The organism is Paenibacillus sp. ov031, from assembly GCF_900143165.1.
In the GTDB taxonomy this organism is placed as follows: Bacteria; Bacillota; Bacilli; order Paenibacillales; family Paenibacillaceae; genus Paenibacillus; species Paenibacillus marchantiae.
The window spans coordinates 1567025-1586385 of sequence record NZ_FRDO01000001.1; the positions used below are offsets into that span (position 1 = coordinate 1567025).

Annotated in this window: 16 protein-coding genes; 5 read left to right on the forward strand and 11 right to left on the reverse strand. The window is 41.0% G+C overall.

Features of this window, described 5'->3' with window-relative positions; translation table 11 throughout:
* The first annotated feature begins 153 nt into the window (after positions 1 to 153).
* Positions 154 to 1479 (forward strand): hypothetical protein, encoded by a 1326-nt coding sequence (locus BUA17_RS06715; protein WP_072733004.1) that lies wholly within the window; start codon positions 154 to 156, stop codon positions 1477 to 1479.
* Positions 1480 to 1754: 275 nt separating this feature from the next.
* Here the strand turns inward: BUA17_RS06715 and BUA17_RS06720 are convergent, their stop codons facing one another.
* Together BUA17_RS06720 and BUA17_RS06725 are read right to left on the reverse strand one after the other, a co-directional pair.
* Positions 1755 to 2720 (reverse strand): DMT family transporter, encoded by a 966-nt coding sequence (locus BUA17_RS06720; RefSeq protein WP_244552084.1) that lies wholly within the window; start codon positions 2718 to 2720, stop codon positions 1755 to 1757.
* Positions 2713 to 3327, reverse strand: coding sequence for a non-canonical purine NTP pyrophosphatase (locus tag BUA17_RS06725; RefSeq protein ID WP_072733005.1), 615 nt, complete (start codon positions 3325 to 3327; stop codon positions 2713 to 2715). Before BUA17_RS06725 ends, BUA17_RS06720 begins: the two co-directional genes overlap by 8 nt.
* 125 nt (positions 3328 to 3452) lie before the next feature.
* On the opposite strand from BUA17_RS06725, the gene BUA17_RS06730 reads away from it, so the two are divergent.
* Complete coding sequence (locus tag BUA17_RS06730) at positions 3453 to 5303, forward strand: ABC transporter substrate-binding protein (protein WP_072733006.1); 1851 nt, start codon at positions 3453 to 3455, stop codon at positions 5301 to 5303.
* Positions 5304 to 6185: 882 nt separating this feature from the next.
* On the opposite strand, the gene BUA17_RS06735 is transcribed toward BUA17_RS06730, so the two are convergent.
* The 7 genes from BUA17_RS06735 to BUA17_RS06765 all read right to left on the reverse strand — a co-directional run bounded on the left by BUA17_RS06735 (position 6186) and on the right by BUA17_RS06765 (position 13491).
* On the reverse strand, positions 6186 to 7226 hold the full coding sequence (locus BUA17_RS06735; RefSeq protein ID WP_170867796.1) for an NADH:flavin oxidoreductase: 1041 nt from the start codon (positions 7224 to 7226) through the stop codon (positions 6186 to 6188).
* 203 nt (positions 7227 to 7429) lie between these two features.
* Entirely contained in the window at positions 7430 to 8005 is a 576-nt protein-coding gene (locus BUA17_RS06740) for a TetR/AcrR family transcriptional regulator (protein ID WP_063567466.1), read from the reverse strand.
* A 96-nt stretch (positions 8006 to 8101) separates the two neighbouring features.
* Complete coding sequence (locus BUA17_RS06745) at positions 8102 to 8665, reverse strand: GNAT family N-acetyltransferase (RefSeq protein WP_072733008.1); 564 nt, start codon at positions 8663 to 8665, stop codon at positions 8102 to 8104.
* A gap of 160 nt (positions 8666 to 8825) precedes the next feature.
* Positions 8826 to 10799, reverse strand: coding sequence for an elongation factor G (locus tag BUA17_RS06750; protein ID WP_072733009.1), 1974 nt, complete (start codon positions 10797 to 10799; stop codon positions 8826 to 8828).
* A gap of 216 nt (positions 10800 to 11015) precedes the next feature.
* Positions 11016 to 12098: a nucleotidyltransferase domain-containing protein gene (locus BUA17_RS06755; RefSeq protein WP_072733010.1), complete on the reverse strand. Its 1083-nt coding sequence runs from the start codon at positions 12096 to 12098 to the stop codon at positions 11016 to 11018.
* A gap of 157 nt (positions 12099 to 12255) precedes the next feature.
* Positions 12256 to 12522: a CD3324 family protein gene (locus tag BUA17_RS06760; RefSeq protein WP_064637866.1), complete on the reverse strand. Its 267-nt coding sequence runs from the start codon at positions 12520 to 12522 to the stop codon at positions 12256 to 12258.
* Between the two features lie 303 nt (positions 12523 to 12825).
* Positions 12826 to 13491 (reverse strand): GntR family transcriptional regulator, encoded by a 666-nt coding sequence (locus BUA17_RS06765; protein WP_063567471.1) that lies wholly within the window; start codon positions 13489 to 13491, stop codon positions 12826 to 12828.
* Between the two features lie 179 nt (positions 13492 to 13670).
* On the opposite strand from BUA17_RS06765, the gene BUA17_RS06770 reads away from it, so the two are divergent.
* Entirely contained in the window at positions 13671 to 14204 is a 534-nt protein-coding gene (locus tag BUA17_RS06770) for a YbhB/YbcL family Raf kinase inhibitor-like protein (RefSeq protein ID WP_063567472.1), read from the forward strand.
* 451 nt (positions 14205 to 14655) lie between these two features.
* Entirely contained in the window at positions 14656 to 16059 is a 1404-nt protein-coding gene (locus tag BUA17_RS06775; protein ID WP_072733011.1) for an MFS transporter, read from the forward strand.
* 270 nt (positions 16060 to 16329) lie between these two features.
* On the opposite strand, the gene BUA17_RS06780 is transcribed toward BUA17_RS06775, so the two are convergent.
* Entirely contained in the window at positions 16330 to 17304 is a 975-nt protein-coding gene (locus tag BUA17_RS06780; protein ID WP_072733012.1) for a phosphotransferase enzyme family protein, read from the reverse strand.
* 317 nt (positions 17305 to 17621) lie between these two features.
* A complete protein-coding gene (locus tag BUA17_RS06785) occupies positions 17622 to 18203 on the reverse strand; it encodes an LOG family protein (protein WP_072733013.1) in 582 nt (193 codons plus the stop codon).
* A 111-nt stretch (positions 18204 to 18314) separates the two neighbouring features.
* On the opposite strand from BUA17_RS06785, the gene BUA17_RS06790 reads away from it, so the two are divergent.
* Positions 18315 to 19238 carry a helix-turn-helix transcriptional regulator gene (locus BUA17_RS06790; protein ID WP_072733015.1) on the forward strand — a complete coding sequence of 308 codons (924 nt, stop codon included), beginning with the start codon at positions 18315 to 18317 and terminating at the stop codon, positions 19236 to 19238.
* Positions 19239 to 19361 lie beyond the last annotated feature (123 nt).

Sequence of the window (19361 nt, forward strand, 5' to 3'; positions counted from 1 at the left end):
CATCTGCTCAATTGGTTTTCATTTGGTAACTGACAACTTGATCAGAGAACTGGCTAGCGATTTTCATTGGTAATATTTACTTATTAAACTGTGTTCTTTTCTTTGTTAAAGTGGATAAGCATTATCAAGACAAAGATGGGAGTTTTAATAGACATGAACGTTCTCACTAAATCCATCATTGGTCTGCTTTGCGCGACGACACTAGCGGGCACGTATTTCAGTTATACGGAGCATCAGGATAATCGACAATGGGAGCAGCAACAACAGCGCAATACGCAATACTGGTCGCATATGCAATCGATCTACTTGGGCAATTTCGACTATGCGCTTGCGGAGTCCCTTGCGGCACCTACGTTTGCAGATCGGCAAGCAGCACTTCAATCTGCGATTGAAAATGCCAATCTTATATTGCAATTAATAAGGAGTGCATCCGCTACAACGAACATTCAATCTTGGCCAGCGTATGAATCGTTTATCACGAACGGCAGTCGCTACTTGGCCTATCCCGCCAGCGAGAAGAAAATTTCGCTCAACCAGAATCAATTAGAACAAATTCATCGTCTGAGAAAGTTCGCGAGGACCGCCCTACCGTATCTTGATCTGATGAGAGAGAAAGGTGACGGCACCTCTTTATCGGATATAGAACGGATCTCGACCGAAATGGAAGAGGCCTTGTCTCAACTCGACTCGGTGTCCACGTACGGCAATAAAGCCTTTAACGAGTTCCTGTACAATCAGAATCCTTACGCACCTCCGAAGCCAGGAACCGTTTTCGCCGGTGAAACCACTTATAAGGCTACGGAGCTTGCGGCCAAAGCGAAAATCTTCATGGGCGAAGCTTGGAATACAGGAGCAGGTAAGCAAATCGTCAACATGGTCTCAGGCGGGAGCAGCCCCCAATTAGGAGAAGTCATGGATTTCAAGTTATCAGACACCGCTGGAAAACCAACCAGCACCTATATTGCAACACTGAGTAAAAGCGGACACGTGCTCCAAGTGACACGCGACGGCTCGACCTCCGAAGAAGAAGCTGTGGAGCAATCGATGGACTTAAAGCAGGCTATCTCGGTAGCAGACACCTGGATGGCGCGTTGGTCTGACGAACGTCTGACAATAGTAGCAAAAGAAATAAAAAACACCTCAATTCATATCACTTATATTCCGGTTCGGGAGCAAGTTTCCATTCCGCAGATGCAAGTTTTATGGGAGTTTGATCGCCGTACTGGTGCGTTAAAGAGCTTTGATGCGTATAATTATTTTTACAATTACAATAAAACCTTTCCACTTCACCCGAAACTGACAGCGAAGCAAGCCTTTGAGAAGCTCGGACCAAAAGTAAACGTCTCGGGTAAGCCAAAGCTGGAGATCCACAACAGCAAGCTTGTATACGCATTTTCTGTCACTGGAATCGAAGGCGTTTCTCACGTATACATAAACGCCCTCACAGGCGCTTACGAAGACATCGATTACAGCTTATGACCACAACAAAACTAGGCAACCCCACGAACACCTCGCTGCGGGCAGCCTAGATTTTTGCGTGCCGATGTGGGGCCACCACAATTCAACTATTCTATCCGTTAGTTGAATAAAAAGCAGCCGATCACATTGGTCAGCTGCTTTCTTGGTTTTATTAAGCTAACGTTTTCCCGTTGTTTCAGGTGCTAACAAACCTAGTTTATTGAACGGTGTTGATCTTAGGTTGTGTTATGTCTTATTAATTGAAACACTTTTAATAGTTGAGTTAGTACTATCAGTTACTGAGTAAGCCGTTTTAAATGCGAGTATATTTGCACAAATACTATAGCCAACCCTGCCATCAGTAATCCCAGCACCTCAACAAATGATAAATTACGATGTAAGAAGAGAACATCTAATACAGTGACCTCCAATAGCATCAAATTGTTGATCAGACTATTTTCATAGGCTCTTAAGTGCTTTTGACTCCAAGTCCATAAGGAGAATGCAAATGAACCATTTATGATCCCCAGCCAAAGTAGAATACCGATAAGTGGCCAAGAGAAGCTCGGTAACCCTTCAAATAATAGTCCTATTATTAACATACCAAAGGCACCAATCGACATAGGAATGAGAACAAGATCTCCCGGCTTTGCTCTGCCGTTTTTTAGTAAGTGCCTCGTAAAGGCCAAATGGATAGCATATCCAGCACAAGAAGCAAGTATTAATACAATTCCACTAAAATGGCTTTTCCCAAAATCCCAAGGGAAATAGAAAACAACAATTCCAGCAAGTGCAGCCATTATACCTATAAATGATGAGCGACCACGTAACTCTCTAAGCCAAAAAACGTCGAGTATAAGTAAAGCTGCAGTATTACCAACGGAGAGTATCATACTCGTTTGTGTTGGTGTTATAAACATTTGGCCAGCGTACTGTAGTCCCTGTGCCATTAGATATCCGGTTACTCCAAGAATAACCAAATAATAGGGTCGTAATTTGATACGTGCATTTCCCTTTTGAGTATCCGGTTTTGGCATGATCATAGTTCGATTCACCAGAATCAACCGAATTAGCAGCAATGTAATTGCAGAAACAGTGTATCGTAATCCAGCTAATGTAAAAGGTCCAATATTATGCTGAAACGCAAACTTATTTAAGATATAAGAAGTCGACCAGAGCAAAGTGACCAATACGGCTGCACCAATGGCGAGAAAATAACGATCTTTGACTGTACCTACACGACTTGAGTCTTCCTTAGTCAATAGAGACACCTCTTGCTTCGTGAGCAATGAGCCATTCTTTGATACACTCCGTTGCCTTTGCTAAAGCCTGCCGATGATGATCATTAATTTCAATAGTGGGTGATCCTTTTTCAGCAATGGTTAAACCGCTAGACAACTCAAAAATGCGAGAATAACCACTCGCTAGCTCACCACGTGGACTGAACGCAATTCTTCCTTCTAACTTTCCATATGTAACTGAACTACTACCATCCGGGAAACGGATTACAATTACACTCATAAATCGTGCGTTACGAAGTGGAGGGTTATATACATGTTTTAATTTTTTAAGCAATTTTAAACTACGATCATCATCTGTACCTGGAGCCCACCGGGCAGTACGAACACCAGGCTCTCCATCCAAAACACTTACACATAACCCTGAGTCTTCCGCAACTACTATCCTATTCGATGTTAGCTGCACTGCATTGGCCTTCAAAAGCGCGTTTTCTTCAAAAGTTAATCCATTCTCGTCAACTTCGTCCACTTCACCTGAAAATAACGCCCTGGTTTGGATCGGTAATTCCATTAGTCCTTCCTTAAGCCATTTTATTTTCCTCGTGTTCCAAGTGGCTAAGACAATTTCCATAACGTTCTCCTCCTATTTAGCTACACTTATAGTTCGTATGTTATGATTGTAGTTAAAAAAAGGGAAATAAAAAGAGTATAATTTTCAATTGAAAACTTCCCCTTTTTATTGTGGAGGTGAATCTTTTGCAGTTATCGGAACATTTCTTCAATCTCAAGAACTTATTTGGCAAGCTCGAAGCTCAAATTTCACAGAAGACTACATTAGAGGAGCTCGGCACATTGTGGAACTGTACACCACGAAATGTAAAGTGGATCATCCGTCGTTTGTGTGCGGCTGGGTGGATCGCATGGTCCCCAGGTCGCGGACGAGGTAATCGCTCAACGTTGACTATATTAACTTCGGAAGCCGAGGTAGCACTTGCACTTGCCCAGGAAGCAACGAATAAAGGAAGATTTCATGATGGAATAAGATTTCTTGAAGAGCATGACGTAGACGATGCAATACGTGGTCGTTTTGTACAATGGCTGGAAGGACAGTATGGTTACCGAGTAGATAAGAATGAGAATTATCAACTTGATACGCTGCGTCTACCCTTTTACCGTAGTATGCCTGATTTAGATCCGATTTTCACACTTCGGCGCACGGAGTGGCATATGGCTCGCCAACTCTTTGATACGCTTCTTACCGAGGATGACAACAGCGGAGTCCTCCCTCATTTGGCTTATTACTGGGAGACTGACGAAACTGGATGTATATGGACTTTTTACATACGTAAAGGGGTACTTTTTCACGATAATACTGAACTGCATGCTAAGGATATTGTCTATACAATTAAACGTTTAACGTCTACAGATTTTGGACGAACGGAATGGACTGAGCTTCCATTGGATAAAATCCGGGCACAGGGCCCTTACTGTGTTGAGATTAGTCTTAAACGACCTTATCATCTTTTATTACAACTGCTCGCTTCTCCGCGGGCTTCGATCCTCCCCCTTTCTTCCGCAGAACGTTTGCCTAGGGATTTTGCACGTCTACCTATTGGAAGTGGACCGTTCCGAGTGATTGAGAATGATAACTCCCAAATTGTTCTCGAGGCCTTTCCTTCTTATTTCTCGGGACGAGCTCAACTCGACCGGATTGAACTGTGGATCATAGCAGAGACACGTTATCGTCCATTGCCGCTAAAGGAAATAGCAGGAGAAACCCTCCCTTATATTCACCCTTTTCAACTTCACACACGGAACAATCATCCGCCTGATATTAAACAAGTAGAAACGGGATGCACATATATGACATTTCAACTGAACAAGCCGGGACCTTTGGAATCTAACGATTTTCGACATTGGCTTTGTCGTGCGGCCAACCCACACCGCATGAATGTTGGTCTCAATAATCATACCTATTCCCCTGCGTACAGTTTTTTTCCCAATTGGAGCATAATAACCGAACAAATGTTAAAGCGTGAATATATGAATGATGGCCCCAGCTATTTTAATACTGAACCAGATCCTCTTAATGCACCTCCCTTTCATCCAGAGCAACCACTATCAATTCTGACTTATCATATACTGGGTGATTCCTTGGAGCGAAATGCTCGCTGGTTTAGCGAACAATGCGCTGAATATGGAATAAAGATTAACGTGGAGGTTCGAGATTATGAAGATTTTATTCGTCCGGAGATTATCGATGCCGCGGATCTTGTATTAGCTAACGCTGTTGTTGATGATAATTCGGTAATTTCTTTCTTACGTCTTATGTTTGACGATCGTCACGTCATACGTAGGCATCTATCCCCGGAGATTTATGAACATCTCATCATAAGATTGCGCAAGATCGAAAATGAGCTTGAAGCAAACAAACGGATCCGAATGACTCAGGAAACAGAACAATGGCTTAAAGATAAATTGGCTATATCCTTTTTGTACCATCTAGATCAGTTTACTTACTATGACAATCGTTTAATAGGAATGCAAACAAACGCTTATGGTTGGGCAGATTTTTATAGACTTGCGTTACGACCGTCCAAGCACTAATGATTTTTCCATATCCAGGAGTAGTAAACTTGGGAGGTTTTGATTTAGGTACCTTCAATCGTTAATCTGAATAAGTTCCCATCCTCGTTTCGAGACAGGAACTTATTCAGATAAATAAAATGGTGACTTTATATCAAATATCAAACACAGTCCCCTTTCTATACGGACAAGCATATCAACAACCTTCGAGTTATCATCTGATTTAATGATGAAAGACTTAAGCAATTGATTTTCTATCGCAAAGTAAATTTTCTACTAAACTAAAATATCACAAAAAATTTAAGCAAGATCAAGAACACCCTAGAAACTTCCTTTTATTCAACTAACCTACCCGTTAGCTTAATGAAACAGATGAAGAATCTTATTAACATTAATACCATGTTCTTAACCTTTTCAACAATGAACTAGTTCTTTGGCTTTGGTCGAAAAAACCTAGTTCCTTAAATGAAAAAATCGTTATTCAAGCGAAGTCTGATAATCGTATGCTTTTATCTAGTCACATGATCTCCATCGAGTTCTATTTAGATAATAACCTAATCCGAAATGATACATTGTTCTTGTCCTCAGCTTGGGACAAGAACTTGATTTCTTAAAACAAAAAAGCCGCTATAATAGCGACTTTGTATGGAACAATGTTTTTGTCCCGCAACATCTCTGTTTGCCAATTCATTTCTATGGCTTTCATCTTTAATTCCACCGGATAACTCACTCTGAGGTTTTCATTAAAAAACACCTCCAAGATGATCTCCCTATCTTACGACAAGGTTTCATTCTCTTGAAGGTGTTTTATTTGTCTCACGTTATGTGATCAGTCCATCCGCTTCGTTGGTCTGTCACTGCTTTTCTTTATAACATACATATTCCTAATGAATATAATTGCAATTAAGTAAGTACGGTCATCGCCTCTCTTGTAAATGGAAGCAGATCATCGGTACGTCCTTCTTGAATTTTCTTAGCCCATTCAGGGTCGACCAGAAGAGCACGCCCTACAGCAACCAAATCAAACTCATCATTCTGAAGTCGTTGTACCAATCCATCGATACCGACGTTACTTGCACCTTTACCTTCTGTGAACAGACTTGTAAAGTCACCATCAAGACCAATCGAACCAACGGTGATTGTCGGTTTTCCAGTCAGTTTTTTGGTCCATCCAGCAAAATTCAGATCAGAACCTTCGAACTCCGGCTCCCAGAAACGTCGTGTGGAACAGTGGAAGATATCGACTCCAGCTTGAACCAACGGTGCGAGAAGCTGCTCCAGTAATGCCGGTGTTTCAGCCAATTTAGCCTGATAATCATCTGTCTTCCACTGAGATAAACGCAGTACAATCGGGAAGTCCGGTCCAACTACTTCACGGCAAGCCTCAATCACTTCAACTGCAAAACGTGTGCGAGCCATCATATCTCCACCGTAACGATCCGTACGAGAGTTGGTTTTCTCATACAGGAATTGGTCGATCAGATAGCCGTGTGCTCCATGGATTTCAACACCATCGAACCCAACGCGTTTCGCTTCTGAGGCTGCTTTTGCGAATTCCTGAACGATTGTAGCAATCTCAGCTTCCGAATAATCATTAACATGACCCTTGGCTCCCATATGCCAGATCTGTGGAATAATTCGACCGCCAGCTTCATGTACTTCAGATACAACATGTGCCCACCCATTCATTGCAGCTTCCCCATAAAAATGCGGCACATTGGCTTGATTGGATGCATCCGGGTGATTAATTATCGTCCCTTCCGTCACAATAAGCCCCACTGCGTTCTCTGCTCTGCGGCGGTAATAGCCCGCAACATTCGAACCCGGGATACCGTCCGGAGAAAACTGACGCGTCATCGGCGCCATCACGATCCGATTGGATAACTTCAAGTGACCTAACTCTATAGGTTGGAACAATGCTTCTACGGATTGAGAAAAATTCATAATAACCTCCACATATTTAGTTTTATATAGTTGACCTAGGAGATGTTAAACAGCAACCAGCCTGGTTAACAGCTAGACGTTACTTCCAAATGAATCAATACACGATTTTTATCGAAAAGCCCCACCTCCTTCAAGGTTTCGTGGTGTATTAATCCGCCTTAATTTTTTTTGACTTCGCAGTCAAGAATTTCACAAAAAAAAGATCAAGACATGATCATGCCAAATGAAGTACGCAGAACCATCTCGATCTGTTCACGGGATGAACCTGATTTCTCCATAACTCTCACACCCAGGATGGTGTTATTTAGATAAGATGCAAGCTCTATACTCGTATACCGGTTGGAAATTAACTGTTGTTTCTGGCCACTACTTATGATCTTCTCTAATACCAGTTGAATCTCTTCTACCATGAGTTCAGCTTCGCGTGTGACCTGCTCGTCATCTGTTCCGAATTCGAGTGATGCATTCACAATTAGACACCCTTGGCAGTTAGTTTTATCGTCTAAAAGGGAATATCGTAAGGCATCCAGTTTATCACCGGGAGACGAATCCAGGGCTTCAATCTCCTTCAGTTTCGCTATAACCTGTTCACGGTAAAGTGCCAGTGCCTTCAGGAACAACGATCGCTTGTCTTTAAAAACACAGTACAAACTTTGCTTTTTGACTCCTGTGGTACGCGTAAGGTCCTCATAAGAAGTTGCTTTGAAGCCTTGATTCCAGAACACTTCCATAGACTGGTGTAATACACGATCGACATCAAATTCTCTTGGTCTGCTCATGGGATTAATATATCAGTTATTGACCATACAGTCAATAACTGATCATCTTCCATCCTAATCTCTACGGAAATTTCCTGCAGGTCCCTTGAATGCAGTCTAACTCTTCCGGTAAGCAACCTTGTGAAAAGCATTGATATAACGGAATAGTGCTTCACCATCATCAGGCACATGCGTGCTTTTATCCAGCGGAAACATCATTGCCTGATACGGCTCTGGCACCATTCTATATTGATGGACATAGGAGGTCAGGATGAACCCGTTGCGTTGCCAGAACTGAATGCGTTCCTGATGAGCCTCCGTTGTCCCGGACTCCGCCTCGATAATCATACCTTTGATCTCGTGTTCCCTTAACGCCCAGGCTCTGAGCTGCTCTAGCATCCAGGTCCCTATGCCCAACCCGCGCAGCTTCTGATCAACCGCGAGGTAATCGATGATCAGTATGCGGTCCGCAGCCTTCCCCTCCAGTCCAGTAACAGCCATCGCAACCACTTCTCCATGATGCACGCCCGTGTGTAAATAACCAATCCCCCGGTCAAGCATACTGCGCAGAATCGCTTTTGTCTTAGCACCGCTTTGAAAAGCCTCGTGATAGATTCGCTCCATCCGCGCCCACAATGCTTCATCCCACTCCTCTATAGTAGTAAACTCTAATTCCAGCATCTCATTCGCCTCCAGATTTCTATCATAACAATTTCCGCCTCTGCTAATAACACTGTTAAACGTTTGTAGAAGGTACTCTACTGGCTAGTTCTTTTATAAATGAATCAAAGAAAAAGCAGAGTACACCACTTGTACGCTGCTTTTTACTCGCTTTATCAGCTTACACCGAATTCAAGACATGTAAGAGATATTCCTTCCGATTTAATGGATTATGATCGTATCTTGTACATGATGGCACTTCACCATCGAAGGACTGATAGCCATAAAATTCGGATAGCAATACACCTTCACCTTGGGTCCAACCCGGAAGTTGGTTCTTGAATGACTGAATATTCTTAATCGGGATCATGCCATATATCATAAATACCTGGTCATTCTGAATCGGATCCTGATAGGTTGAAGAGGCTTGAGTTAGTTTAAATAAAATCCTACTTAGATAATTAGCAGGAACCTCTAATTCGAACCGATGAATGGGTTCATAAATTTGAGTAGTTGCTTCAGCTAGTGCTCTCATTAGCACAAGAGGCGTTAATTTTCGAAAATCACTAGCTGTACTAACTGCACTTGCATAGGCGGTATCCGTAAGTGTCACGATTAGATCGCGAACTTCCCAACCATATAGTCCTTGCTTAAGCGTCTCATAGACGGTTTCTTCAATTGCCTTATGAAACGATAAAGGTAGGGAGCCAAGCTCTACTTCTAGATGATATTCAATACCGGTTGAACGAGGATTCGGATCAATACGAAAGCCTATAGTACTATAAAATGGGTTTCCCTTGTCTCCCATTCTCTCAACTGCCTCCCCTGTAAAGATAGGCTTTTCAATATAAATAGGCTGTGTCACAAGAAATTCGATATCGATTTGAGCGTCTTTTTTCAGTTGATCCCGAATCACTTCTTTTTGAATTTCACCATAAAGATGAATAGATAGCTCCCTTTGAAGAGAATTCTGTTTGATATGAATAAATGGATCCTGTTCGGCTAATTTTTTCAATGCTCTGAATAAATGAATGGTCTCGTTTTCGTCAGAGGCTTTGATCGTTGTTACTAAACTAGGCGGCGAGAACAGAGTTTCAGTCGTTTCATTGGAAGGAACACCGATATCATCGCCAACCTGACAGTCTGTTAACCCCATAATCTTTACGATATCTCCACTTGCAGCAATTGTTCCATCTGTTGTTTTTCCAGAAAAGAAGTGTTTCAACCCCTTGACCTTGTTGGTAAATTTAATAATTTCTCCTGTTTGATTCATCCGATAATAGGAAAGACTCTCACGTATCTTGATTTCACCAGAGAAAACTCGTACGTAAGCGATCTTTTCGTCGTTTTTTCCACGTTCAATTTTAAAAATTCTCCCTCTTGTAAAAGGAGTATTTTCATGATGAACGGAAGAATGGCAATTCTGTATGGCTGTAATCAAATGGGGAATGCCCTCACCAGTAATTGCCGAACCAAATAGCACCGGATAAAGCTGTGCTTGCTTGAACTGTTCTAGAAACTCCAATTCAAAGTCAACGGGGGCTAAGTCTTTAGCGCTGTAAAGATATCGTTCGAGAAAGCGTTCATTATTATCAGCTAAACGATTTGTTAGGCCCTCCATAAATTTCTGATTGTTTTCCGTGAACAATTCCATATGCGCGGCTGATGTACCGATATTATTAACAAAGCCCATTGCTAAAGCATGGGGTGTCAATTTATCATGGATCTCAGTTAGTAACGATTCGTACCTTGCACCCATACGATCTATTTTATTGATAAAAAAGATTGTAGGGATTTTCAATTTAGCAAGTGTCTTCATCAAAACTCGTGTCTGAGTTTGAATACCTTCGACAGATGAAATGACAAGGATGACTCCATCTAATACTCGTAAAGCCCTCTCAACTTCAGAGATGAACTCGGGGTGACCGGGTGTATCAATCAAATTCACTTTCACATTATTAACCGTAAAGGAAACGACAGCAGATTGAATGGTAATTCCTCGTTGTCGTTCCATTTCCATAGAATCTGTTTGCGTATTTCCTTTATCAACACTGCCGATTTCAGATATGATACCCGTTTCAAAAAGTAATCTTTCAGTTAAACTCGTCTTTCCTGCGTCTACATGCGCAAGAATCCCTATATTTATATTTTTCAAACGTTATCATCCTTTTTATTTTCATATTATTCTCCTTTTGTATAGTCATAGTATTTTTTCGCATACTATTCACGCTCCTTATATGTAATACTCTTATTATACTTTTTATGAATTTTATTACAAACCTTCAACATCAGATTCGTTATCCATCTAGATAAACTCAAAATGAAAAAGACCGTAAAGAAACTAATTCTTCACGGCCCTTTATAAGGTAGGTCAATGATTTAAATAATAGTTATATAGTTGCTCGAAGGTTGTAAAGCGTTTGACTTCTCTGCCCACCTTATCATACTCGTCTAGATATTCATCCATCACTTCAAGGAACTTCTCTTTCATTACTGGTAAATCACTTGCATCAAAGTACTGCATAAGATCAAATTTCTTGATCCCCTTCTCCACAGCCATTTCATCAAGATACCCTTGTGCTCCAAAGGCCGAAAGAAAGACGTAGGAAGCATCATTCGTTGTAACACTGTTCAAGATTTTATTGTAGTAGTTGCACCACAATTCTTCGTATGTTCCCCACAGATTATCAAAGTTAGGAGCAGGTTTAACAATGAAGTTATCGCACATCGTACTATGTAACCTTGTAACGCTATTCAACATATAAAATGATGCTATTCGGATATCTTCAATGGTATGAGCTTCGATGACTGACATGTATAAGGATTCGAGATCATCAGGAACATAGCGAAACGAGCATATCTCTTCCAAATATCGCTTGATTCCTCGTTTGATACACGTGTTATTCATACTGACCAAGGCATTGACTAGATTGTAAAGAACGTCGGCAGATGCATGTCGCACTGAACCGATATCTTCACTCAGCATCGTATCGCTGTATGCTTGCTTAGCCAGATCAATCCATTTTTTTGCTCGATTAAGACACGCTTCTCCTATCGGGCTTGCAAGTGCATCAAGAGCTTTTTGCCTGAAGTCATTCAATTTCTCCAAATCCTCAGGCTTTGCATAGTAGAGTATTTTGAGCTCGGTTAGGCTTGATACGTTGGGACTCTCTAGTGTGGATTGCTCTTGTATTCTTGAATCCCATGGCGTGCAATAGATGTCATATCCAACGTCATCCAAGATGAAGCAATCGGATATTTCCCATCCCCTTTCTGTATTGTTGATAATAATCAAATCAAGATCGCTCTTCTCGTGAAAGTCCCCGGTGCTAAATGAACCCGTAAGCCCAATAATGGCGATATCGTCTAGAAAATCTTTTTTTGCGCGTTCGATAACCATGTTAATTAGCAGTTCATTTTTGTCCAGCAGCTTCTTCTTCATGATTTCGTTCATTCGTTACACCCCTTCGTATAAGCAGGCCGTTCTTCATCCTAAACAACCTTAACTTGAGTCTATCGATGTAGAGGTGCGGTTTCTATGTATAAGTTGATTTAATCCAACTTTGCACAAAACCCGCTAAACCGTCGATACGACCATTTAGCGGGTTTCATTAGTTCTTACTATAAACAATTTTCTTTATGCTTTCGTAGGACAAGAAATACTGAGCCGCCAAATCCTCTATGCTGACTCCATTGCGAAACAAGGATTTGATCTCAGCGTTTCGAGCAGAGACCCTACTTTTGCTTTGTGTTTTCTCGCCCCATTTTAGGTGTGCCTCTTTGGGTTTGGGGATATAAATCAATTCGCCTTGAACGTATTCTTGAATGATACGTAGCAGTTCTTCGGGAAAAACAAACTCGGCATTTGAATATTTCATGAGCCTCACTCCTTATTTAATAAATCAATAAGGTGCAAAGCCAGTTAGTAGAAATTACGATTTGTCGTTGGCAATGTGATTGTCCCTAAGCTCTATGCAAAGCATTGCCATATCCTTTACTGGCTTTGCATAGAGCCATGCATATAAGAACCCTACCCCGATTGTTTTCAATAGCCTCACCTCCATAGAAAATAGTTAGATTAACCAAGAAATCGCTAATGCGAATATTAAGTATCTCCGTCTCTATCCAATTCCCCAGGTACCGATAAGTTTTGATTTAAACTTTTGAATCTTATAAACAACTTATTGGTTGTCGAATAAGACCTCTGCGGTTAGTTGGATGTGTGCTCTAAAGATCTGTGTAGCACGTTCACCATCGCGGCTAAGAACTGCATCTGCTAATGCCTTATGTTCAGCGAGCCCATCGCGGACTTGCTGTTGCGGGGGGGAACAATGTCGATAAAATTCGCTCAAATCCCAAAGGTTACTGCAGATATCCAAGAGAACTGGATTCGGACATGCGGCAATAAGCTCGTAATGAAATTGACGATGAATCTCGGACCATTCTTCGCGGACAACAAGCTTTTCATTCACTTCCTTGTACTCAGCCGTTTGCGATAGCTTGTGATGCACGGCAATTACATTGGATTCCCATGTGAGATCACCATGGGCGATGGATAGGCGTAAAGCTTCGGATTCATTGATTAACCTCGCTTGTATGATGTTGTTCAGTTCTTCTTCCGACGCCGTCTTTACTGAAAATCCGTGGTTAGGATTTTGCTGTACCAGACCCTGAGTCGCCAATCGCGTCAACGCTTCGCGAACAACAGCAACTGAGACTTCGAAACCTTTAGCTAATTCCGCAACTTTTAATGGAGAACCCGGTTCATATTGTCCAGTCAAAATATCGGATTGTAGTTTCTTCCTGACATTCTCGCTTAAGGTGGACGAACCATTCCTTTTGGCCATGAAGCAGCACCTTCCTTCATACACATTATAATTCTACGTAATTGTATGTAGATAGTTTACACCGTTATCAATAAAAAACAAACATTAAATACGATAGTGAATTATAAAAACGATTATTATTTACAGAATCGATTATTTAATGTATTATCGAAAATGAAAATAAAAGGAGGTAATTTACAATGAACAACAATCCATTTTCCAAATTGCCAGAAGTAGCAATCTTTCAATTGGAGAGTAATGACATTATGGAGGGACATCCTCTACCGACCCAGCATTATTCGGAGATGTCAACACTTGAGGGAAGTAAAGATCTCTCGCCCCATTTGAAGTGGTCGGGTGCACCCGACGGGACAAAGAGTTTTGTCGTAACTGCATATGATCCAGACGCACCAACTGGATCGGGGTTGTGGCACTGGGCCGTTATCAACATCCCTGCCAGCGTAACCGAGCTACCTACAGGCGCAGGTGACGAGTATTCCAGCGGTTTGCCGCAAGGCTCCTTGCAACTACCGAATGATTTGAGACTTGAACGCTTTATCGGTGCAGCGCCTCCAGCGGGACACGGTCCGCATCGATATTATTTTGTCGTTCATGCGCTGGACGTCGAAAATATTAGTGTCGCCCCTAATTCCACGCCAGCTCTCCTTGGATTCACCATGCTGAGTCATACGCTGGGGAGAGCAGTTCTCATGGCAACAGGGGAAATCAAGTAAACCAAGATGTTGAAGCATAGGAAAGAATGATATGAAAAATTCCGAGTATCTTATGCGTGTTTACGATTTTTTTTTGCACACAACAGGGTTTGAAAAATAAGTACTCCATGCAATGCGGAGTCAAGTACGGAGGAAGTGGTGAAGCTGAACGATCACCCACATCATCATGTATGCCCCAATTGCCAGCAGCCAATTATAATTTTGAAGCATACCGTCATTTGCGGCTGTGGGAGCAAGATTAAAAACAAAGTGAAATTTAGAATATATCCAGAAAAACTGAAAAGTCCTCATCATTGAGGACTTTTCAGTAAATTAGCGTTGACCATCTCTGCCAGCGAAGTATTTAAAACATTACATTGTCGGTTTATTCAGATGAAACTTTTATCATCAAAGGAATACAGGTTCGTTATTTCATCAATACAGTTTTATCCTATAGAAATGAGGCATTCCAATGCAAACCAATCATAGCGTTCAAAAAAATAAAGGAGAGTTATTACTTGGTTTAATTGTCTTTACACTCATCATATCCGTCATGAATGCAACCATGTTTAATATTGTACTCCCTAATATCAGTAAACAATTTCAAATTTCTTCATCGCAAGCGAGTTGGATCATCACAGGCTATATGATTGTGTACGCAATTGGCTCGGTAACTTACGGTAAATTGACAGACAGATACAGCTTGAAGAATTTATTGACGTTTGGCCTACTACTTTTTGCAATTGGGTCTGTCATCGGCTTAGTGGCTAGTGAATATTGGATGGTCATTGTGGGGCGAATTGTACAGGCAGCTGGTGCATCAGTCATTCCGGCGATTTCTATGATTGTACCCGTTCGTTACTTTACATCTGAAAGGCGCGGTCGTGCATTAGGTACCGTTGCAATCGGATTTTCATTGGGTTTGGCCATTGGTCCGATCATTGCCGGCGTGGTAAGCAGTACATGGAACTGGCGGGTACTATTTGTAATCTCGCTTTTATCATTACTTACTTTGCCGATGTATCGGAAATATTTAGATGATGAAAAAGGAGTTTCCAGAAAAATGGATTATATTGGCGGAATACTTCTGGCCGGTACTGTAGCCATTTTGTTACTGGCTTTAACAAACGGAAGTGTTTGGCTTGCCTTAGGCGGGATTCTTATTTTCATTTTTTTCGTACTACGTATACGCTATACTCCAAACCCATTCATAAACCCGGCCATATTTCGAAACAAACCGTTTTCATTCGGTCTAATTATTACTTTCGTCATGATCGGGATTGGCTTTGCCTTTCCATTCATTACACCTCAGCTACTTTCTTCTGTAAACCACTTGTCACCGGTTTTCATCGGAATAGTTATGCTGCCGTCGTCTTTAATGGCAGCGCTTTTGGGTCGACAAGGCGGTAAATTAGCAGATGATAAGGGAAATCGTTTCCTTGTGTTTACTGCAGCTGCACTTCTTATTATCGGTTTTCTCTCTTTGTCTTCAGTCGTTGGTATGTCGCCAGTATTTATAGCGATCTTTCTTATTTTTGGTGTTCTTGGTCAATCGTTCATGCAAATTGCAATGTCAAACACGGTTTCACATACACTCTCACAAGAGAATATCGGCGTAGGGATGGGCTTATTCTCGATGGTCACTTTTATTGCTACGGCCACATCAACAGCTGTTATCGGCAAGACACTAGACCTGGGCACATCGACCATTCGCTTAAATCCGATACCACAAAACAGTGCAACTTTTGTATATAGCAATATTTTCCTGACACTTGCCATTCTTATCGTTGCCGTAGCTGCATTATATTATCTCCAATTCAGGCGAACAGGTAAAATGGCTAAGGACGAAAAAATGAATAGTGAACCAGTTACTTAGTAACAGTAATATATAATTGCTAGGTCAGATTGGGTTAGCTAACATCAAAAAATTAAATCTAGCCTGCTTAATCAAAAAAATCTGCATGCCAGTTTATTCAAAGTTAATAAGAGACATTCTTCTTGCTGAGAATCTATAACTCTTAGGTTCTATGCTGTTGATTAGATCACACTTATTACGGTTCTCCGCGCTGTCTGTAACGGCAAGTTTAAAGGCCATCCTTTGTGGGATGGCCCTTCCTTTTCTAGCTTTTTTAAAGTATCGTACACGTTAACACAAAAAGTCCATATCAATATAGGGAGTGTTATTTAACAAATTTTCATAGTAGAAGCGTCGGGCTTGCTCATCCCATTCGCTCCAATCAGGAGCGTTAAAATCTCTGCTTCTATAGAACGCGGCTAATACTCTAGCTTGCCTTAAATTAATAAATAATGGGATTTTGTTTAACCAACTTTGACTCACAGTATTTTCCTTACAATAGCCGTTTAAAAAGTTGCAATAGTAACGCTTTGCAATCTCCCTCCTTACATCTCCAGACACAACCCACGGAATAGGAATTTCATAAAGTAATGGTGTAGCAATATCAGAAACAAACCAGCTATATTCCGCATCGTCATAGTCAATAATAATAGCTTTGTCCCCATCATTAAGATAATTTCCAGGGCTGATATCCCCATGAATAAGACCGTACGTATCTTTTTCCTTGGGTAGAGCGCTAACTTCAGTAATTAAACGATCAAAGTTATCGTGTAATTCTAACGGACAGTACTTCTTGAATGAGGCTAATAGGGCATTATCATTCCATTCAAAGCGTGAATGTTGGGACGAATAATGAAGTGAAAACTTATGTATTTTCCCGACCATTTGACCGATATTCTCATAAAACGTATTGCTCTCCTCGGCTATTACTGCATTTCTGCCGGGTGCTTTCTCAAAAGCTGTCACAACAAAGGAATCGTCAATGATATGAATAAGATCCCCCGATAAAGACTGAATGGGCCTCGCTACTTTCATTCCGCGATCAGCCAGGAACATGATAAAATCTAGTTCCGCTCTTGTTAATAATTCATTTCGATGTGTGACATGGGCAATTCTTAAAATAACTTCTCGATCTCCAATTACCCCGGAATAAACGAAATTTTGAAACCCATTTAATTCGAAAATGGAGTCTTCACGTATTCCAAAACATTGCGCGGACTGTCTCAATATATCTTGTGTGTATAGTCGTTTAATCTTTTTATCCATATTAACCTCACCCCTTTACTTTTATGGTAACAAAAGGTGCTGATAGGAAATATACTGAATTTGATTCAGAATCAAACTCTACACAAAAAGCCACATCGGAAAGCTCGAAGTGACTTACAAGTGAATCTATTTTTTAGAATAAATGATTTTCTTAATGCTTTCGTAGGAAAGGCCGATTTTTGTGCAATTTTTCAGGGGGTCGGGACATACCATACAAACAACCGCCGTTGTTTATAGAAAAGACTTTGCATGGAGCAGATTGTGGATTTTCTCACCAGTTGAAACCCTCGATCCCTCACACACATAGCGTCATTTAATCAAGTACGTTTTTCCGTGAGATACGTTCTGACAGGAGGAGCAGTATACATTGAAAATTGATTAAGTATCCCTTCCGGAGTTTGATCTATTAAGACCATATCCCGAACGTTCGGTTGCATGAAACGTTCTCGGTCCATAACATTAAACATGGATACAATGGGATCGAAGTACTGATTAACATTCAATAAACCACAAGGCTTTTGATGCAGGCCAAGCTGGCCCCAAGTAAATATCTCAAAATATTCTTCCAACGTCCCTGGCCCCCCCGGGAGTGAAATAAATCCATCTGCTAATTCAGCCATTTTGGCTTTACGTTCATGCATAGAATCGACCATAATAAGTTCAGTCAAACCTTTATGCGCAATCTCACGAGTCTGTAAAAAATGAGGAAGCACTCCAATTACACGGCCCCCTTTTTCCAACACTGCATCAGCAACTTCTCCCATGAGCCCAGTAATAGCTCCTCCGTAAATCAGAATGATTTCTCGTCTGGCTAGTTCATGACCCAGTTCTATTGCAGCTTCTTTGTAAATTGCAGACTTTCCTTCTTTGGAACCACAGAATACAGCGATTGATTTCATAGATACATTTTCTCCATTTCTTTTGTTAACTGCTTCATACTTTCTATATATTACAGGTGAAACTATGACATCTTTATGTCATAATTAGATTAAAAATTTTGGGGGATCTCCATGAAAATTGAAAGGATTCTATCGATAGTGTTACTTTTGTTAGAACGTAAAAAAGTGAGTTCCTCTGAATTAGCGAAAATGTTTGAGGTCACTCCTCGTACTATCTTTCGAGATATCGAAACTATTACCAAAGCCGGAATTCCAATCACCTCTTCCCCTGGTGTGAATGGGGGCTTCAGTATTATGGAACGTTACAAATTTGAGAAGAAGATCTTTACTCAAGCGGAGATACTAGTTTTAATACTTGGATTAAACAGTATCCATTCGACTGTTTCTAGCGACGAAGTATTGAATGCCATTGCTAAAGTGAAATCTTTGATCTCGGAAGATGAAAATCGACTGGTAGATAAACTAATAGCAATAGATCCTTCACCTTGGTTCGGAAGTACTCATGTCAAACCACCTGAATTGGGGCAAATTCGAACCGCAATTGAAGAGGACCGCTTAATTACATTTGAATATCTAGATCCTTTTGAAGGTATGACTCCTTTGGAACTCACCATTGAGCCTTGCCGATTAGTATTGAAGAATTCAGTGTGGTATATGCAAGGATTTTGTACAGATAAAGGGGGATTCCGAATGTTTAAGGTTTCCCGTATTTCTTCTCTTGTTACTCACCATGATACATTTAGGAAAAGACAAATCGAAGACGAGGTTTTAGATATTACGGAGAAAGAAATCATTCATTTAACTCTGCTTTTTGACCAATCACTTATTCCTTATATGAGCGAGTACTGTGGAGAGAACAACATTCGCTTATATGAAGGTGCTAAGTGGATAGCAAAGTTCCCCTTCATTCCAAATGACCATGGATATACTCATTTACTTAGCTTTGGGGACAAATGCGAATGTATCGATCCTGAACATGTAAGAAGCGAGTTAACCAAACGAATTGAGGGTATTCACAAAATCTATTCCACTTAAAAAAACGCATCGATTTCTTCCATAGGCACCTTTATTACGCCTTTCAATATCCCCTGCCTCGTGTTAAATCGCTCTGTAAAAAAAGAAAGGCTCGCACAGGCAGGGTATTATTACTTCCCTGCC

Bases quoted from the DNA above. Each gene is read 5' to 3' on its own strand.
- BUA17_RS06715 (WP_072733004.1), top strand. From the start codon at position 154: ATGAACGTTCTCACTAAATCCATCATTGGTCTGCTTTGCGCGACGACA.
- BUA17_RS06725 (WP_072733005.1), bottom strand. From the start codon at position 3,327: ATGGAAATTGTCTTAGCCACTTGGAACACGAGGAAAATAAAATGGCTT.
- BUA17_RS06735 (WP_170867796.1), bottom strand. From the start codon at position 7,226: ATGAATTTTTCTCAATCCGTAGAAGCATTGTTCCAACCTATAGAGTTA.
- BUA17_RS06740 (WP_063567466.1), bottom strand. From the start codon at position 8,005: ATGAGCAGACCAAGAGAATTTGATGTCGATCGTGTATTACACCAGTCT.
- BUA17_RS06745 (WP_072733008.1), bottom strand. From the start codon at position 8,665: ATGCTGGAATTAGAGTTTACTACTATAGAGGAGTGGGATGAAGCATTG.
- BUA17_RS06755 (WP_072733010.1), bottom strand. From the start codon at position 12,098: ATGAACGAAATCATGAAGAAGAAGCTGCTGGACAAAAATGAACTGCTA.
- BUA17_RS06760 (WP_064637866.1), bottom strand. From the start codon at position 12,522: ATGAAATATTCAAATGCCGAGTTTGTTTTTCCCGAAGAACTGCTACGT.
- BUA17_RS06765 (WP_063567471.1), bottom strand. From the start codon at position 13,491: ATGGCCAAAAGGAATGGTTCGTCCACCTTAAGCGAGAATGTCAGGAAG.
- BUA17_RS06770 (WP_063567472.1), top strand. From the start codon at position 13,671: ATGAACAACAATCCATTTTCCAAATTGCCAGAAGTAGCAATCTTTCAA.
- BUA17_RS06775 (WP_072733011.1), top strand. From the start codon at position 14,656: ATGCAAACCAATCATAGCGTTCAAAAAAATAAAGGAGAGTTATTACTT.
- BUA17_RS06780 (WP_072733012.1), bottom strand. From the start codon at position 17,304: ATGGATAAAAAGATTAAACGACTATACACACAAGATATATTGAGACAG.
- BUA17_RS06785 (WP_072733013.1), bottom strand. From the start codon at position 18,203: ATGAAATCAATCGCTGTATTCTGTGGTTCCAAAGAAGGAAAGTCTGCA.
- BUA17_RS06790 (WP_072733015.1), top strand. From the start codon at position 18,315: ATGAAAATTGAAAGGATTCTATCGATAGTGTTACTTTTGTTAGAACGT.